At 50.6% G+C, this 17,441-nt stretch carries 13 protein-coding genes; 8 read left to right on the forward strand and 5 right to left on the reverse strand.

Features of this window, described 5'->3' with window-relative positions; translation table 11 throughout:
- Positions 1-8: 8 nt before the first annotated feature.
- Both J4645_RS10240 and J4645_RS10245 read left to right on the forward strand, forming a co-directional pair.
- Positions 9-1,253: an esterase family protein gene (locus J4645_RS10240; RefSeq protein ID WP_001239928.1), complete on the forward strand. Its 1,245-nt coding sequence runs from the start codon at positions 9-11 to the stop codon at positions 1,251-1,253.
- A gap of 31 nt (positions 1,254-1,284) precedes the next feature.
- Positions 1,285-2,220, forward strand: a complete 936-nt coding sequence (locus J4645_RS10245; RefSeq protein ID WP_023214630.1) for an alpha/beta hydrolase — start codon at positions 1,285-1,287, stop codon at positions 2,218-2,220.
- A gap of 41 nt (positions 2,221-2,261) precedes the next feature.
- Here J4645_RS10245 and J4645_RS10250 read toward each other — a convergent pair whose 3' ends face one another.
- Together J4645_RS10250 and pipB2 are read right to left on the reverse strand one after the other, a co-directional pair.
- Positions 2,262-4,436, reverse strand: coding sequence for a TonB-dependent siderophore receptor (locus tag J4645_RS10250; RefSeq protein WP_023136560.1), 2,175 nt, complete (start codon positions 4,434-4,436; stop codon positions 2,262-2,264).
- Positions 4,437-5,479: 1,043 nt separating this feature from the next.
- Positions 5,480-6,472: a type III secretion system effector PipB2 gene (gene pipB2, locus J4645_RS10255; protein ID WP_023136559.1), complete on the reverse strand. Its 993-nt coding sequence runs from the start codon at positions 6,470-6,472 to the stop codon at positions 5,480-5,482.
- A gap of 516 nt (positions 6,473-6,988) precedes the next feature.
- On the opposite strand from pipB2, the gene J4645_RS10260 reads away from it, so the two are divergent.
- Positions 6,989-7,918 carry a VirK family antimicrobial peptide resistance protein gene (locus tag J4645_RS10260; RefSeq protein WP_000178742.1) on the forward strand — a complete coding sequence of 310 codons (930 nt, stop codon included), beginning with the start codon at positions 6,989-6,991 and terminating at the stop codon, positions 7,916-7,918.
- A gap of 293 nt (positions 7,919-8,211) precedes the next feature.
- Positions 8,212-9,108, forward strand: coding sequence for an antimicrobial resistance protein Mig-14 (locus J4645_RS10265; RefSeq protein WP_000701508.1), 897 nt, complete (start codon positions 8,212-8,214; stop codon positions 9,106-9,108).
- Positions 9,109-9,829: 721 nt separating this feature from the next.
- On the opposite strand, the gene J4645_RS10270 is transcribed toward J4645_RS10265, so the two are convergent.
- The 3 genes from J4645_RS10270 to tctD form a co-directional block, all read right to left on the reverse strand.
- Positions 9,830-10,843 (reverse strand): HoxN/HupN/NixA family nickel/cobalt transporter, encoded by a 1,014-nt coding sequence (locus J4645_RS10270; protein ID WP_001059351.1) that lies wholly within the window; start codon positions 10,841-10,843, stop codon positions 9,830-9,832.
- A 132-nt stretch (positions 10,844-10,975) separates the two neighbouring features.
- On the reverse strand, positions 10,976-12,391 hold the full coding sequence (locus J4645_RS10275; RefSeq protein WP_000872340.1) for a sensor histidine kinase: 1,416 nt from the start codon (positions 12,389-12,391) through the stop codon (positions 10,976-10,978).
- Positions 12,378-13,052, reverse strand: a complete 675-nt coding sequence (gene tctD / locus J4645_RS10280; RefSeq protein WP_001237934.1) for a transcriptional regulator TctD — start codon at positions 13,050-13,052, stop codon at positions 12,378-12,380. Before tctD ends, J4645_RS10275 begins: the two co-directional genes overlap by 14 nt.
- Before the next feature lie 154 nt (positions 13,053-13,206).
- On the opposite strand from tctD, the gene J4645_RS10285 reads away from it, so the two are divergent.
- The 4 genes from J4645_RS10285 (at position 13,207) to glaH (ending at position 17,435) form a co-directional block, all read left to right on the forward strand.
- Complete coding sequence (locus J4645_RS10285; protein ID WP_000744413.1) at positions 13,207-14,184, forward strand: tripartite tricarboxylate transporter substrate binding protein; 978 nt, start codon at positions 13,207-13,209, stop codon at positions 14,182-14,184.
- Positions 14,185-14,195: 11 nt separating this feature from the next.
- Positions 14,196-14,630 carry a tripartite tricarboxylate transporter TctB family protein gene (locus J4645_RS10290; RefSeq protein ID WP_077905333.1) on the forward strand — a complete coding sequence of 145 codons (435 nt, stop codon included), beginning with the start codon at positions 14,196-14,198 and terminating at the stop codon, positions 14,628-14,630.
- A 10-nt stretch (positions 14,631-14,640) separates the two neighbouring features.
- The gene (locus J4645_RS10295) at positions 14,641-16,155 is read left to right on the forward strand and encodes a tripartite tricarboxylate transporter permease (protein ID WP_000382034.1); all 1,515 of its coding nucleotides are present in this window, start codon (positions 14,641-14,643) and stop codon (positions 16,153-16,155) included.
- Positions 16,156-16,457: 302 nt separating this feature from the next.
- A complete protein-coding gene (gene glaH / locus J4645_RS10300; RefSeq protein WP_015406327.1) occupies positions 16,458-17,435 on the forward strand; it encodes a glutarate dioxygenase GlaH in 978 nt (325 codons plus the stop codon).
- The last annotated feature ends 6 nt before the right edge of the window (positions 17,436-17,441 follow it).

The following is a 17,441-nucleotide window of genomic DNA, read 5'->3' on the forward strand; positions in this document are numbered from 1 at the left end:
TACAGAAAATGAGACTGAGCCCGCCCGTCGCTCCTGTCGCTATACAGACCGCTACGCGCCTTCGCCGCCAACTCGCCGCCGGAAGCCAGGTTGACGCTTCTCACTTCTGGCGAGAAGCAAACTCGCTCGCGCTGCCGCTGGTGACAGCCATTAACGACGCAGACGATGAACGGGAAGTCACCTTCCTGTGGCGTGCCGCCTCTCCTCTGCGGGGGGTTTATGTCCGCCTGAACCGTGTCACCGATAAAGATAACGTGGCGAAAGGTATGATGACGCAACTGCCCACAACGGATATCTGGCATCTGACGCTTCGCTTACCGGCATCCTACTGCGGTTCCTATACGATGGTCGAAATACCACCGGAAACCCCGGACGAGACGGTGTTGCAGCTTGGAAGCCGTTTCGCCTCCCTTGTCGGGAAGGCGGACCCACTGAACAGCACGCCGGGAATAAATGTTCGGGGCAATGCGCAGGAATCCGTTCTGGCGCTGGATCACGCCCCGGCACAGGAGGAGTGGTCAGGCTGTCGCGCTTACGCCGGGCAGCTTTTCACCTCAGAACATCGGCTCGCCGGACAACGTCGCCGTGTGCGGCTGTATCTTCCTGACGTTCCTGTCGTACAACCGCTGGGCTTACTGGTACTCACGGATGGCGAGATCTGGTTCGACCATCTTGGGGTAAGTGCCGCCATTGACGCTGCCATCCGCAGCGGACGCATCGCGCCGGTGGCCGTACTCGGCATTGATAACATCAACGCGCGTGAACGCGTCGCAATCCTCGGCGGTCGCCGCGAGCTGGTGCTCGACATTGCCGAACGCCTGCTGCCAACCCTTCGCGCCAAATACCCGGAACGGCGGTGGGCGGACCGTACACAAACGGTGCTGGCAGGGCAAAGCCTCGGCGGCGTGACCGCGCTGATGGCGGCCCGCCACGCGCCAGAGAGCTTCGGCCTGGTGCTGAGCCACTCCCCCTCAATGTGGTGGACGCCGGACATCCGCAATCGCCCGCCCCATTTCAGCGCAGAAGAGCGCTCATGGGTCAGCGAACATGTGTTATCCGCGCCCTCGCCAGCCGTACGTACGCATCTGTGCGTGGGATCGCTGGAAGGTTCGACGGTCCCGCAGGTCAAACAGTTGCATGAAAAATTGCGCGCCGCCGGCGTCGAAAGCCATTGCAGCGTGTACACCGGCGGTCACGATTATGCCTGGTGGCGCGGCGCGCTGATTGACGGATTACGTCTACTGCCCCGATAAAACTTCACCTGCCAAAAAGGAATCACATCCGATGTATGGTCGCCAGTACCACAACAAGTGCTATCGCATGGCGCTATTTTTAGTGAGTTTTTGTTTTAGCGCGCTGAGTTATGCGCAGCCGGATATGCAGCCATTAGGGCCGAATATTGCTGATAAAGGTTCGGGATATTACCATTTTAGGGTCAATGACTTTCAATCTGCTGATGGCGTAAGACATTACCGGGTATGGACCGCTATTCCCAATAAAGCCGCCCCGCCGTCGGGTTATCCTGTCTTATATATGCTGGACGGCAACGCAGTGATGGACAGGCTGCCGGAGGCGCTGCTCAAACAACTGGCAGACCACTCGCCGCCGGTGATTGTGGCGATTGGCTATCAGACTAACCTGCCGTTTGATCTTAACGGCAGAGCTTATGACTATACGCCGGCGCCGGGAATCGATCGCGATGGCAGTGAAAATAACCCGCGTTTCCATCGTAAAACCGGCGGCGGGCCAGCGTTCCGCCAGCTACTGGAGAAACATATCGCGCCGCAGGTGGAACAAGGAATCACCATCAACCCCGAACAGCGCGGGGTATGGGGACATTCTTATGGCGGCCTGTTCGTTTTGGACTCCTGGCTGTCGTCATCCTTCTTTCATATCTATTACAGCGCCAGCCCGTCACTCAGCAGGGATAATTTTGCCCTGTTGAATCGCCTTACGACAGTGAAGCCGTCGCCGTTCTGCCATAAAAAACTCATCATAATGGAAGGTTCAGCGTCGAATGGGGATAGCAGGCAACGCCAGATGGCCGAGCTCCTGCAAAAAGTTCAGGAGACCGTGAGAACGCTTGAGAACAACGGCGTTAACGCGGCCCTGCAGCATTACCCGGGCCTGGGCCACGGGCCCATGTTTAACGCCTCTTTTCGCAGTGCATTGCTGGATATCAGTCGCGAACCGGCAAGCCAAAAACCACGCTGCCATTAACCCGCCGCCAGATTATGCCCGCCAGCGGCGGGCATAATCCATCAAAACGAGGCCGTCACACCGGCATAATAAGCCCGACCCGGTTCGTTATAGGTATTTGCCCCTTCGGCGGAGCGATAGATCTGTTTATCGAAGATATTGCTGATACCGACATTAAGACGCAGGTTCTTATTGATATCGTAATTAACGTTAGCGCCGACCAGTGAGTAAGCCCCCAGCGCTTTCCCGGACAATCCTTTGGTCTCTTCACTACGCGACTCCGCATGTGTTCGCGGTTTTTGCTTGCCGTATAACGTCCAGTTGACGTTAGCGGAGAGCGCGCTGGTAATAGTCCAGTCGAGGAAGGTATTCACCGTATATTTCGGGATTATCGATAAGGGATTGCCGGTATCTTTTTGCTCAGAAGCGATCATATAAGTCGCATTGGTATTCCAGTTCAGACGGTCCGGCATCAGCGGAACAGCCATGCTGGCTTCAATACCTTCAATCAGCGCTTTACCGCCGTTCTGCCACTGCAATACATAAGCGCCAGATGCGCTTCTGCCAATAATTTTATCACCTGCGACAATCTTATTTTGATAATCGTTACGGAAATACGTGACGCTTGCGTGGTAATCGTCTACGGTAAATTCCAGCCCAATCTCTTTATTGATACTAATTTCAGGATCGAGATTCTTATTACCGACCAGGTAACAGCCGCCCGACGTAATATCTTTTGGACAACCGTTGCCTTTCGAATAGAGTAAATACCCCTCACTGGTTTGATACAAGTTCGGTGCCTTAAAGGCCCGGGCAATACCGGCTTTCACCTTGACGTATTCACCTAACTCCTGGGAAAGGTTAAGACTGGGACTAAAATTACTCCCGGATTCGCTCAAATAGTCAAAACGCAGACCCGGAATAATATTGGTACCGGCCATGGGTTCGATATTATCTTCAACGTACAGCGCACTGATTTCCGATTTATTTTTGCTGCTACGGTTAGCCGCCGAACCGGGAATCCCGGCGATATTGCTATCCTTAACCGTCAGACTGGTAGAGGAAGGATCGTTCAGCTCATCGCGGTTCCACTCCGCGCCGACGGTGAGCGTTTGCTCAAATAGCCATATCACCGGGACATTCACCTCGCCGCTGGTGCGATACGAGGTCAGGCGGTTAGTGGTGAACGTCTGGTCGTTGGTAATACGCCCCTCGCCGCCGCCGGAGAGCCCCTCATTCATGCGGGTATTATCGGTTTTTTCATAGTAGAACCCCAGGCGGCTTTGCCCCCAGTCCCAGATGCCGTTATGAGTTAGACCGTAATTCTGCCGGTACAGGCGATTGGTCTCCCGCCCGGACTGCGCGAGACTTTTGGTAACCGCGTTTGAAGTACTGTTTTGCGTATCGCCGGCATAGATATTCCCCTGCCGACTGTATCCCGCTTCAAAATCAAGGATTTGCTGCGGGGTCATTTTCCATGAGAAGACGCTATTAATATCTTTATTGGTGACCCCCTCCCGTCCGGCGGCATTCTTGGTACCGGCGGAGGAGTTAATATCCCAGCTATCGGCATCGGTTCTGTTGAGATTACCGTACAGGCGCATCGTCAACGTATCACCAGCCAACGGGCCGCTAAGGCTAAAGTTACCCCGCCGGGTGTCGCCCTCTTTGCTGCTTTCCGGCTGGTTGGTATAGAGCGACAGCGAACCATGCCAGTCGTTAGTGGGGCGTTTGGTGATGATATTCACCACCCCACCTGCGGCACCGGAGCCATAGCGCGCGGCAGCGGGCCCACGGATCACTTCAATACGTTCTACCATCTCCGGCGGTACCCAGTTCGTATCGCCACGGGTGTCGCGTTCTCCGCGCCAGCTATAGCGAACCGAATTTCGCGACGTCACCGGCACGCCGTCAATCAGCACTAAGGTATTTTCCGGCCCCATACCACGAATATCAATTTGTCGGTTATTTCCGCGCGTCCCCGAGGCGCTATTGCCGGTAAGATTAACCCCAGGCATCTTACGAATAATATCGGCAAGATCGTTAACGGGAGGATTCTTCTGAATATCGTCACGAGTAATAATCGAAACGCCCGGCTGTTGCTTTAATACTTGCTCGGCGGTGGATTCAACCACCATCGTTTCGCCGTTGTCGTCAGTAGATTCTGCTGCTGATAATGGACTATTAACCCCTGTAGAAACCACGGTTATTAACCAGAGGAACTTCTTAACTCTCATACCCATTCCCTAAATAATGTCTAAAGTAGCGCTGTTGCCCTCAAGCTCACATCCTTGCCAGGTTACGGCTATATAGTAGTTATTATCATATGCTAATGATAATAATTATCATTCAATTAAGAAAAAGGCAATCTTTCGACCGCAAAAATCTGGTAATAAGAAAACGGAAACGGGATTTTGCAATATGACTCTCTGTCCGGGCTCCGCTTTGCCAGTAAATCCGGGAAGGGGGGCAGAATGCGCCTACTGAACGGAGGTTTTACAAAACAGGAGTAGAGAAATAAAACTATTTTTCAAAGCGTTAATGACAAGAAACACCCAGGTAAGATGGTATAGTGCGGCTCAGAGTCCACCGGCGCTTCCCTGCCGACGGCGAACCGTTCTTACAGTTTGCCAGCGACTTTCCGTCTGGGTAATGGTGGGATCGGATACGATTGTAGTCATTCGATATTTGATAATGAAAGTGATGTTGGTGCCAAAATACAAAGCGCCTGGTAATATTTATCAGGCGCTTTGCAGACAGAAAACCATCAAACATCGGTTTCTCGTTCTCCAGGAGCTACTGGAAAATATGACAACCCACAGTTAGTGGGTTTTACTGCCGTGTCTTGAGAAGTACCTTCTTGTATTCCCAAGTCGTCCAGGAGACGCCGCAACCAATAAAGTTCAATCGCCTGTATTTTTCTCTGTCGTCTGTCTTCCCTTTCAGAAGGCGGGCGAATATCAGACTCATGAGTACATGTAACACAATAACCTTTTAACTCTATCCACTTAGGCTTAGGGGGGCCCTTAGGCTCGGTAGGCGTCGAGCTGACAACGCACGAACAGGCACTTATACATCCAGGCATAACGTTTTCCTTTTCAAACAATTCGCTTTAGTTGGAAGTTCTACTTGAGAAAATAGAAATGGTTATTCAGATATTTTTACCGTCGCATACTCCTGTAATAATAAAAGATACTGTAAATAATTAACTCTCAGCTACTATTCAGTAGCAGATTGTTATTCTTACATTGCTTTTATTTTCGATTTACGTCAAAAAGGACTAAATATCTTCACTATAAAATTCGTTAAAAAGTGCTTGTGTACTTGTAGACATTGTGGCGTCTTCGGTACATGAACCGGTTAGTGTACAATCTTTAAAACTGGTATTTTTTAAATTAGCCTCGGACAAATCAACCTCGCCCAGGTTAGTAGAAATGAAACTCGCCTTTTGCAGGTTTGCCCGGGTTAAGACAGCGCCTTCCATATCAGTAGCCATTATAGTAGCACCCTTTAATGTCGCACCGCTCATATCGGCAAGTATAAGGTTTGCGCCTGAAACATTAGCGTGATTCATATTCGCACCGGAACAATTACATTCTACCATGCTACAGCCTAACAGACTCGCGTGTTGTAAATTGGCGCCAGTAAGATTAGCGTGATCGAGGATAGCGCCACACATAATAGTATCTTCCAGACAGGCGTTCGTTAAGTTACTGTTGCCTAATAATGCTCCCGATAGATTTGCGCCGCTTAAGTCTGCGTCACATAAATTTTCTGCCGTCAGATTTGCTCCGGGAAGGACAGCGCCTTTAAGATTCATGCCTCCCTGGGCAGTTAATATTACAGAATCCTGAGGGAGAGAAAACTCGGTTCTGAATAGTAAAGCTCGACATATTCTTTCAAAAGAGACAAGCGGAATTTCTCTTGTCTCAGAATTGTCGCCTTTACTGACTCGTACAATAACTTGTCCAGCTTCGTTATTCTCACCAGGAAGATTAAATTCGACACGACACCCGCCCATATCCTCCAGTATAATGTTTTCTGGCAACGGAGCACCTCTGCCAGGCATTGAACTATTCAATGTATCAGCCATAACCTCTATCAATTCCTTATACTGTGTTTCATTTCTCCGACGTACCCCACCACAGGTAAAAAAGTTAATGATATGTTCCAGAATAGTTTTGGGAGAGGTGGCTTGCCGCATAGCAGCATAAGTCCCCGCGCCAAAAGCAGATGTAGCCATACCGGCCAGACTACCGAGTGAACGCTGCATAATATTTTCTCCCAGAGAGCAACATAGTACATGATAAAATTTATCATATAGATTTGCATTTAGAGATAAGGTGAATACTCCCTTTGCGTCTGGTTACATAATCACGCATCACGACGCTTTGCTGTCTGACTTACACAATACCAGCCAAATAAATATATTGGCTTATACTCGTCATACTTCAAGTTGCATGTGCTGCGGCTGCGTTCCCTCACCCCAGTCACTTACTTTAGTAAGCTCCTGGGGATTCGCTCGCTTGCCGCCTTCCTGCAACTCGAATTATTTAGAGTATAAACATTATTTAAAATAATAAACGCGGCATTAGTTTTAATACTACGTTCAGGACTCATCCCACTCATTAGCAGAAAATCTATTAAAAAGCGTGTTCAGGCGTTTTATTGCTGCCATTGATAAACTGTTTAACAACGTCGTCTGTACAGGCCTTCTTCGTTGCCTTTACGTTTAACTCAATCAGGCTACCGTCTCGGTTATAAGTCTATCGAGTAGTAGGGACGTAGTATGACGATGCAGCAAAGTGATATGGAAAGATATAATCCATTATTAATGTTAAAAGAAGTCATGGCGCAGACGCCTTATCGCCATAAACGCTGGGGAGAGCGTAAGTTTCGCTATAAATTTGTATTACGTTGCCTTATTAACCCCGTAACGACAATTAAATACTTCAATGAATTATGCCATCTGTCTCAGCCCAGAACGCTGATCATTCATCGTCCCCTATTGCCGGCAAAAATCCAGCGGCCCTATTTGTATACCGGGCTTAGCATACGTTGCCGGGCAAGAGCTATTCTGGAACACTACCAGTTCGTTCAGTCCTTTCCGGAAAGTAAAATTAAAAAGATCCTTCTGTCCGAGGAACAAATCTTACTCGCTCACCTGGAAGGAAAAAACGGTGCTCTGGTAGATATCTACTGCGGTCCCTGTGGCTATGACAGAGAAGGTGAGCTGACATTAACGCTGTGCTTCAATGATACGCCGTTGGCACGTTTATCATTTTCCTTTATCCGCCATGAAGGGAAGCAAATAGCGCTGGTTGCCGGGTTACAAGGGCCCAGTAAACATATCGGCCCACAAGTCATACGTAACGCCACCAAAGATTGTTACGGTCTCTTTCCTAAACGGATGCTGTATGAAGCATTTGCGACATTGATGCAGGCCTGTAATGTCGACGAGATTTATGCGGTAAGTGAAAACAACCATGTTTATCGTCAACTCAGGTACTTATTCCAGAAGAAAAAAACTTTTGTGGCCAGCTATAGTGAATTCTGGGAGTCGCTAAACGGCGTTAAGAAAGGTGCCTTATATCATCTGCCATCACAGGTGATGCGTAAAGCTCCTGAAAGTATCCCCAGCAAAAAACGCGCAGAGTATCGGAAACGCTATCATATTCTGGATACAATAATACAAGAGGTTAACAGCCTCTCCCGGTAGAACTATTTCATACGCGGATGTGCAGATCCTGCTACCGTTCAGCGGATCTCTTTGAAATCTGTATCGCTACTGGATGGTTAAATACAGAATGGCTTGCGAGTGAAAAGCGCGGCATTAAACCGTCGCTTTCACTCATGCTATGATCAACATCTTAATCTTATTCCCTTCACCATAACGTCATCGATTAGCATGTTAACCATTAAATACAAGCTAAACATTTGTCACATTTTTATTTGGTTAAGCAAAAAAATAATACAAAATAGAATTTTCAGTAAGCCAAGTCAGGAGTTTTGGTGAAAATACAAGAAGTTAAGCGTATATTAACCCGCTGGCAGCCGTCTTCCTTTACCCTATACCGGGAGGTGTTTGCGCAATACGGCGGTAGTATCAATATGCACCCAGATATTGTTGATTATTTTATGAAGCGCCATAACTGGCATTTTAAATTCTTCCACTATGAAGAAGATGATAAGATTAAAGGCGCCTACTTTATTTGTAATGATCAGAATATTGGCATCCTGACGCGCAGAACCTTCCCGCTATCGTCAGATGAGATACTTATTCCGATGGCACCAGATTTACGCTGCTTCTTACCCGATCGTACTAACCGGCTTTCGGCGTTACATCAGCCACAAATACGCAATGCCATATGGAAACTCACCAGAAAAAAACAAAATTGTCTGGTCAAAGAAGCGTTCTCTTCTAAGTTTGAAAAAACACGCCGTAATGAATACCAGCGATTTCTTAAAAAAGGCGGAAGTGTAAAAAGCGTTGCTGATTGTTCTTCTGATGAACTGACTCATATTTTTATCGAGTTATTTCGGTCTCGTTTCGGCAACACTTCATCCTGCTATCCCGCTGATAACCTTGCCAACTTTTTTAGTCAACTGCATCACCTTCTGTTTGGGCATATTCTTTATATTGAAGGGATACCCTGTGCATTTGATATCGTACTGAAATCTGAAAGCCAGATGAACGTCTACTTTGACGTATCTAATGGTGCAATTAAAAATGAGTGCAGGCCACTCAGTCCCGGCAGCATACTAATGTGGCTAAATATTAGCCGCGCCAGAAATTACTGCCAGGAAAGACAAAAAAAATTGCTTTTTTCCATCGGCATACTAAAGCCTGAATGGGAATATAAGCGCATGTGGTCGACCCCCTATTTTACCGGGAAATCGATTTGCTAAAAAGAAAGCCTGGACGTAAATATGTTTTTTACGTCCAGATTTTTCATAAATCCTGATGAACTGATAAAAAACTAAAATTTAATCAGAATTTAAAAAATAAGTTAACCACCATATAATCATAATGACAATTACTCGAAATTCACTTACACTATACTCGGTTTTATGGAATTGATTAACACGGTATGTTACAGATAACGTGCTAAAAAGCGTGCAGCGGTTATACATTTTCATATGTGTGTGTCATTAACCTGGCGTCAGGAACAGATGATGATGACAACCACCATTTTATCTCTTCTGGCCTGGCATACCGTCAGTAGATTAAAGGTGTAGCCTTGCTTTATGGCATTACAAAAATGCGGGTGGGGTCTATGCTCAATGCATACGTTATTTGTAACAACGCTCTTGTGCATAAACAATACGTTATTGTCAACAGCACTGAACGGGTACAGTGGTTCTTGCTGACAACAGGCTTAAAGATCGCCTTAACACGGGATACCTGATAACTGGATTATATTATGACACATGCAGACTGGCTGATTCTTGGGTATACAACTGTTATTATTATTTTTGGTATTGTATGTTATATCGGATTGCTTAAATTGATAACGAAAGGCAAGCATGAAAAATAACGCACTTACCGGGAAGAATATACTCTCAGGAGATAAAATGCTTCGGCAATGATATGACACCACTGCCGAAATGTTATTTTTACAGAAATCAATCAGGTATTGAGGGTGATTTTATCATAGCCGCGCCAGCGATAATTCAACAACGAGAGCAGCCAGAATAGCACAAAAGCGCCCACTACCCAGAAGCCCACATTCCCCATATGATCGTTAAGCGTGCTTACGGTCTGCCAAAATGTTCCGCTTAACTGTAACGCATCATCAATCAACCCCAGCGCCTCAAGCCCGCCAATCGCCAGCGCGACAATGACAGATGCGGCGGTAATGGTCATATTATAATAAAGCTTACGTAATGGATGCGAGAAAGCCCAACCGTAAGCGCCGACCATGACAAAGTTATCCAGGGAATCCACCAGCGCCATCCCGGCGGTAAACAGCACAGGAAAAATCATCATCGACCAGAGAGATAGCCCCTGGTTAGCTGCTGAAGCGGAAATGCCCAGCAGCCCAACCTCGGTTGCGGTATCAAATCCCAGACCAAACAGAAAACCGACAAAATACATATGCCAACTGGAAGTGACCAAACGAAACGTACGCTGAAATATACGCGTCATCAGCCCGCCAGGTATCGCCTCGTCATGCGCCCTCACTGACTCGCCGCGGGTAACCGAGCGAAATTGCCGCCAGACGTTGAACAAAATAAACAGGTTAAGCAGGGCCATCGCCAGCAGAAAAAAAGCGGAAACAGCCGTACCGATCAACGAACCATATTGATGCAAAACATCAATACGATCGCGAAATGCCATCGACGTCACAACAATCGCCAGACATGCCAGAACGACAATGGTCGAATGACCCAATGAAAAAAACGCCCCCACGCCTAAAGGCGTTTTACCCTGCTGCATCAGTTTACGGGTGACGGTATCGATGGCTGCGATATGATCGGCATCAACCGCATGACGCAGCCCAAAGCTATACGCCAGTATGGCTGCGCTTAGCATGACGGCATGGTGATGAAAAACACAGAACGCCCAAATCCAGGCCAGGATGTTAACCCCAACAAGAAAGACGGTTAATGCTATTCCCCGTCGTTTAGTATGATTATTCATGCCCCTGCACCCACTATATTTTTAATTAACGCTACGGTTTGTAGGGGGAATGTATGATCATTTGATTAAAACGTCACACCTCAAGATGCGACTTTTTGTAAACGTGCTTTACCGCTGACACATTTGTGCGCATTACTGCGGAACAAGGCTTAAAAAGCGTATCCGAACGTATAGCCCTCCCAACGCTTCGCTACGGGAAAAATGGGGATGAGTACGGTGCAGGCGTGCGATATCATTGACCAAAGCCAGACCAATGCCCGCCCCGGCCACATTTCCTACGTTATCGAGCCGGTGGAACGGCTGTAGCGCCAGATGGATGTGTTCATCATCAATACCGGGGCCGCTATCTTCGACAACCAGCGTCACGGCATCACTATCCCGTTCAAGCCGCGCGGTGACGATGCCTTGCTCAGGCGTGTATTTCAGCGCATTATCCAGCAAGTTTCCGCACAGCTCGCTAAGCAGTACCTCATCCCCCTCGATCCACATCGCTTCCTGTTCGCCTTCGTAGCCCAGGTCGATATGTTTACTCCGCGCCTGCGCCAGGCGGGTAAAACAGCCGCTCTGTACGATATCGTACAGATTCACCGGGGAAAAACGCCGCTCGCCCTGCTCTTTATGCTTTACCGCAGAAAGTTGCAACAATCTTTCCGTGAGCTGAATGGTGCTATCCAGCGTTACGCTCATCGCCTGCAGACTTTCGTACCAGTGATGAGGGTGCTGGCTGGCTAACGCCACCGCCGCCTGCGTTTTTAACACCGCCAGCGGCGTTTTTAACTGGTGAGAAGCATCGGCGCTAAAGCGTTCCTGCCGGGAGAGGATGCCGCGGAGCCTGTCAATGTAGCGATTAAACGCCACGATTAACAAGCGTGTTTCCGACCACGGCAGCAGTTCCGGCAGCGGCGTTAACAGACCCGGTTCGCGGCGTACCATTAATGACGAAAGTTGACGCATAGGGCGCAGGATCCGGCGTAATAACCAGCCAACCAGCACCAGGGTCAGCAACACCAGCAGCCCCTGTGAGATCCAGGAAGAGAACAGCAGTTGGCCCGCCAGATAACGACGGGACTGCAGCGTCTCTGCGACATAAATCTCCGCCATGCCGATAATGCCGCCTTCGTTGACCGGCTGTAGCAAACGCGCCACGCGGATCGCCTCGCCGCGATACTCGGTATGATAGAACCACGCCAGCGCCGGATAAAGCCGGGTACGAGGCGTAGCAGGCGGCATGGCGGGCAGATCGTCATAACCGGAAATGACCTTTCCGGAAGGGTCGACGACTTTGTAATAGAGTCGATCATTCATATTAAGCTCGAAGCTATCCAGCACCACCCAGGGCACGTTAACTTCCAGATGGTTATTGCGCACCACCAGCCGTTCCGATACCGTTCGCGCCGAGGAGAGCAACGTACGATCATAAGCCTGAGTGGCGGCCTGTAGCGCATTGACATAACTGTTAAACGCCGACAGCCCCCATAGCAGAATCAGCGGCAACCCCAGGAACAGTAAGAGTTGCAGGTACAACGATTGCGGCTTAACCCACTTCATCGCCGCGCTCCAGCACATAACCCAGGCCGCGCAGCGTCGTAATTCGTACATCGCTTCCCTGGAGTTTTTTACGCAGTCGATGAATATAAAGTTCGATGCTTTCAGGGCTTACCTCATCGTTCAGGCTGAACACCTGTTCAAAAAGCTGCTGACGCGAAACTGGTCGCGTTCGTCGGTACATCAATACGGTTAAGAGCGCCTGCTCACGCGGCGTCAGCGCTAACGGCTGTCCCTGTAACAGAAAATACCCTTCATCATGAAAGATCAATTCCCCCAGTTGCTGAACTTCATGAACCTGCCCAGCGCTGCGTCGGAGCAAGGCCCGTAAACGGGCATCCAGCTCTTCCAGTTCAAAGGGTTTCGGCAGATAGTCATCCGCGCCGACGTTGAGACCTTTTACGCGATCCGCCACCGCGCTTCGCGCCGTGAGCAGCAAAACGGGCAAGGTCTGACCGCGTTTACGCAGCCGTTGCACCACCTCCAGTCCATCCATTCCCGGCATATTGATATCCAGCACCGCCAGCGCGTACATTTCACTGTGCAGAAGATGGTCAGCCGCCAGGCCGTCAAATACGCAGTCCACGGCAAAGCCGTTTTGCACCAGCGCTTTCTCCAGCCAGTGAGCCAGCTCACGGTTATCTTCCGCCAATAAGAGACGCATATCACATCCTGTAAAGTTTCTGCCGCATTGAAAGGGAATTGAAAGGTTATTGTTTTAACAATCACGCAACCGAACTGCTACATGTCGGCTCACATAATCACAAAAATCTTCTTCCGAACCTGAAAAATCCGGACGTCCGGCGTGAGGATAAAAAATGAAAAAACAATTACTTCGTACCCTTACTGCAAGCATTTTATTAATGAGTACCTCTGTTCTGGCGCAGGAGGCGCCGTCGCGAACAGAATGTATCGCGCCAGCCAAACCTGGCGGCGGTTTCGACCTTACCTGTAAGCTGATTCAGGTGAGTTTGCTGGAGACTGGCGCAATCGAGAAACCCATGCGGGTAACGTATATGCCCGGCGGCGTCGGCGCTGTGGCCTATAACGCGATAGTCGCCCAACGCCCTGGCGAACCCGGGACTGTGGTCGCCTTTTCCGGCGGTTCGCTGCTCAACCTGTCGCAGGGGAAATTTGGTCGCTACGGCGTAGATGATGTGCGCTGGCTGGCAAGCGTGGGCACTGATTACGGCATGATCGCCGTGCGTGCGGATTCCCCGTGGAAAACGCTGAAAGATCTGATGACGGCGATGGAAAAAGATCCCAACAGCGTGGTCATTGGCGCTGGCGCCTCTATTGGCAGCCAGGACTGGATGAAGTCGGCGTTGCTGGCGCAAAAGGCGAACGTCGACCCGCACAAGATGCGCTACGTTGCCTTTGAAGGCGGCGGCGAGCCGGTGACAGCATTAATGGGCAACCATGTTCAGGTTGTCTCCGGCGATCTCAGTGAAATGGTGCCTTATCTGGGCGGCGACAAAATCCGCGTGCTTGCCGTCTTTTCAGAAAATCGTCTGCCGGGCCAGCTTGCCAATATCCCTACCGCTAAAGAACAGGGCTACGACCTGGTGTGGCCGATTATTCGCGGCTTCTACGTCGGGCCCAAAGTCAGCGATGCCGATTACCAATGGTGGGTGGATACCTTCAAGAAGCTCCAGCAAACCGACGAGTTTAAAAAGCAGCGCGATCTGCGCGGCCTGTTTGAGTTCGACATGACCGGCCAGCAGCTCGATGACTACGTGAAAAAACAGGTTACTGATTACCGTGAACAGGCGAAAGCCTTCGGACTCGCGAAATAATCGCGGAGGCAATGATGAGCGATCGTATCTTTGCGGGTATCTGGCTGTTGCTCTGTATCGCCGGGCTATTCATCGCCTGGCAGATCCAAAGCGAATACAGCTATGAACCCGTCGGCCCCCGCCCTTTTCCGCTGGGGATTATCGGCCTGATGGCGCTCTGCGCGCTGGCGCTGTTATTGCGCCATCCCGACACGGTGAGCTGGCCGCGCCGCCATGTTCTGCAAAAGCTAGTTACCATGATCATCATCCTGTTGATGTATGCCTGGGGATTCGAATGGCTGGGTTTTCCCATCGCCACCGCGCTTCTCACCATGGTTATCGGGATGCTGTTCGGCGCCACGATTCCAGCGGCGGGTATCTCCGGCGCGGTATTAGGCATTCTGCTGTGGTATGCCTTTGACCGGCTGCTTGATGTCACCTTACCTCTCGGCGCCTGGCTGAGTTAACGGAGCAACGATGGATACCTGGATATATCTTTCTCAGGGCTTTGCGGTGGCGATGACGCCGGAAAACCTGGTTATCGCGTTGATTGGCTGCTTCGTGGGCACGATCGTCGGTCTGCTGCCGGGCCTGGGACCGATCAACGGCGTGGCAATTTTACTGCCGCTGGCCTTTGCGTTGCATCTGCCTGCGGAGTCGGCGCTAATTCTGCTGGCGACGGTGTACATTGGCTGTGAGTATGGCGGCAGGATCTCCTCCATATTGCTCAACGTCCCCGGCGATGCGGCGGCGATCATGACGGCGCTGGACGGTTACCCGATGGCACAGCAAGGGAAAGGCGGCGTAGCGCTGTCGATTTCCGCAGTCAGCTCATTTTTCGGTTCATTAATCGCTATCGGCGGCATCATTCTGTTTGCCCCTTTACTGGCGCAATGGTCGCTGGCCTTCGGTCCGGCGGAATATTTCGCCTTAATGGTTTTTGCCATCGCCTGTCTTGGCAGCATGATGGCGCAAAACCCGCTTAAATCATTTCTGGCAGCGCTGATCGGTCTTGGCCTTGCGACCGTCGGCGTGGACGCCAACACCGGGGTTTATCGCTTTACCTTTGACAGCGTTCATCTTTCCGACGGCGTACAGTTTATCGTCGTGGTGATCGGCCTGTTCTCGGTATCAGAAATACTTTTAATGCTGGAACATACCAGCAGCGGGCAAACAATGGTCCGCAAAACGGGTCGAATGTTGTTCAACCTGAAAGAAGGCGCGCAGTGTATCGGCACCACCCTGCGTTCTTCGGTAATCGGCTTTTTTGTCGGCGTATTGCCCGGCGCCGGGGCGACCATCGCCAGCGCCATTACCTATATGACCGAGAAAAAACTCAGCGGCAACAGCGATAGCTTCGGCAAAGGGGATATTCGCGGCGTCGCGGCGCCGGAGGCGGCAAACAACGCCTCTGCCTGCGGCTCCTTCATCCCGATGCTGACGCTGGGCGTTCCCGGTTCCGGCACTACGGCAGTGATGATGGGGGCGCTGACGCTGTACAACATCACGCCAGGCCCGGCGATGTTCACCGAACAGCCGGATATCGTCTGGGGACTCATCGCTGCGCTGCTGATTGCGAACGTGATGCTGCTGATCATGAATATCCCGTTGATCGGTCTGTTCACCCGTATGCTCACCATTCCGCTGTGGTTCCTGGTACCCGCCATCGCTGCCGTATCGGCGGTAGGGGTGTATGCGGTACACAGCACCACCTTCGATCTGGTGCTGATGGTCGCGCTCGGCGTGTTAGGGTACATTTTACGTAAAATGCACTTCCCCATGTCGCCGCTGATCCTGGGATTCGTACTGGGGGAAATGCTGGAGCAGAACCTGCGTCGCGCACTCTCCATCAGTAACGGCAATATGGCGATTTTGTGGCAAAGCGGCGTTGCCAAAGCCCTGCTGATCATGGCGATCATGGTCATTGTCGTACCGCCAGTGTTACGTCTGATCCGTAAACACAGCCGTAAACCGCAGGTTGACGCCGGTTAATTGACTGCTGAAATACGTTGTACTTGTCCGGCCTACGCGCTCATGTGCCAGGCCGGGCAACCCCGCCAGCATCACTCTCCCCATAACTCACTCATTTTACCCCCCTTCTTGCCGTTGTCAGGCTCGTGGCGCCGTTAACCTCACCCTTCGCATTGTTAAATATTTGTTGTTTTTGATCACAATAATTAAACAAAAGCGGTTATTTCATACGCGTTCCTGGAAAATGTCGATATTTTTAATTTATGGCTACGAAATGAGCATCGCCATGTCTCCCTGACCATCTACCGAGAGGAATGATTCTGATGAATGCACTGACTGCCGTAAAAGCGAACACAGATGATTTAGCCCAATGCCATACTGGTTTCACCCTTGCCCCTTCGGCGCAGTCGCCGCGCCTGCTGGCGTTAACGTTTACGGCGGATACCACAAGACAATTTCTCCATCAGGTTGCGCAGTGGCCGGTGCAGGCGCTGGAATACAAATCTTTCTTACGTTTCAAAATCGGCAAGATCCTCGACGATCTGTGCGGCAATCAGCTACAACCGCTGTTGATCAAAACGCTCCTCAACCGTGCACAAGGCGCGCTGTTAATCAGCGCCGAAGGGATCGATGATGTCGCACAGGCAGAAGAGATGGTCAAACTGGCGACGGCGGTGGCGCATCTTATTGGTCGCTCCAACTACGATGCGATGAGCGGCCAGTATTACGCGCGTTTCGTGGTCAAAAACGTCGACAACTCCGACAGTTATCTGCGCCAGCCCCACCGCGTAATGGAACTGCACAATGACGGCACCTATGTTGAGGAGGTGACCGACTACGTGCTGATGATGAAAATCGACGAACAAAATATGGAAGGCGGTAATTCGCTGCTGCTGCACCTTGATGACTGGGAACATCTGGAGTCGTTTTTTACCCATCCGCTGGCGCGTCGCGTCATGCGCTGGGCGGCGCCGCCAAGCAAGAATGTTAGCCATGACGTCTGGCACCCGGTGTTTGATGTCGACCAACAAGGCCGCCCGGTCATGCGTTATATCGACCAGTTCGTCCAGCCAAAAGACTTTGAAGAAGGCGTCTGGCTCAGCGAGCTTTCAGACGCGCTGGAAACCAGTCAAAACATCCTCTCCGTACCGGTACCGGTCGGCAAATTCCTGCTGATTAACAATCTGTTCTGGCTACATGGACGCGATCGTTTTACGCCGCATCCTGACTTGCGTCGCGAACTGATGCGCCAGCGCGGTTACTTCGCCTACGCCGCCAGCCATTATCAAACTCACCAATAAGCGCCA

The sequence above is a fragment of the Salmonella sp. 32082101201600294FB01SM01 genome (assembly GCF_017572865.1).
Lineage (GTDB): Bacteria > Pseudomonadota > Gammaproteobacteria > Enterobacterales > Enterobacteriaceae > Salmonella > Salmonella enterica.

What these genes read in the sequence shown, in the direction of transcription:
- J4645_RS10240 (WP_001239928.1), top strand. Translation starts at nt 9, where the DNA reads ATGAGACTGAGCCCGCCCGTCGCTCCTGTCGCTATACAGACCGCTACG.
- J4645_RS10245 (WP_023214630.1), top strand. Translation starts at nt 1,285, where the DNA reads ATGTATGGTCGCCAGTACCACAACAAGTGCTATCGCATGGCGCTATTT.
- J4645_RS10250 (WP_023136560.1), bottom strand. Translation starts at nt 4,436, where the DNA reads ATGAGAGTTAAGAAGTTCCTCTGGTTAATAACCGTGGTTTCTACAGGG.
- pipB2 (WP_023136559.1), bottom strand. Translation starts at nt 6,472, where the DNA reads ATGCAGCGTTCACTCGGTAGTCTGGCCGGTATGGCTACATCTGCTTTT.
- J4645_RS10260 (WP_000178742.1), top strand. Translation starts at nt 6,989, where the DNA reads ATGACGATGCAGCAAAGTGATATGGAAAGATATAATCCATTATTAATG.
- J4645_RS10270 (WP_001059351.1), bottom strand. Translation starts at nt 10,843, where the DNA reads ATGAATAATCATACTAAACGACGGGGAATAGCATTAACCGTCTTTCTT.
- J4645_RS10275 (WP_000872340.1), bottom strand. Translation starts at nt 12,391, where the DNA reads ATGAAGTGGGTTAAGCCGCAATCGTTGTACCTGCAACTCTTACTGTTC.
- tctD (WP_001237934.1), bottom strand. Translation starts at nt 13,052, where the DNA reads ATGCGTCTCTTATTGGCGGAAGATAACCGTGAGCTGGCTCACTGGCTG.
- J4645_RS10285 (WP_000744413.1), top strand. Translation starts at nt 13,207, where the DNA reads ATGAAAAAACAATTACTTCGTACCCTTACTGCAAGCATTTTATTAATG.
- J4645_RS10290 (WP_077905333.1), top strand. Translation starts at nt 14,196, where the DNA reads ATGATGAGCGATCGTATCTTTGCGGGTATCTGGCTGTTGCTCTGTATC.
- J4645_RS10295 (WP_000382034.1), top strand. Translation starts at nt 14,641, where the DNA reads ATGGATACCTGGATATATCTTTCTCAGGGCTTTGCGGTGGCGATGACG.
- glaH (WP_015406327.1), top strand. Translation starts at nt 16,458, where the DNA reads ATGAATGCACTGACTGCCGTAAAAGCGAACACAGATGATTTAGCCCAA.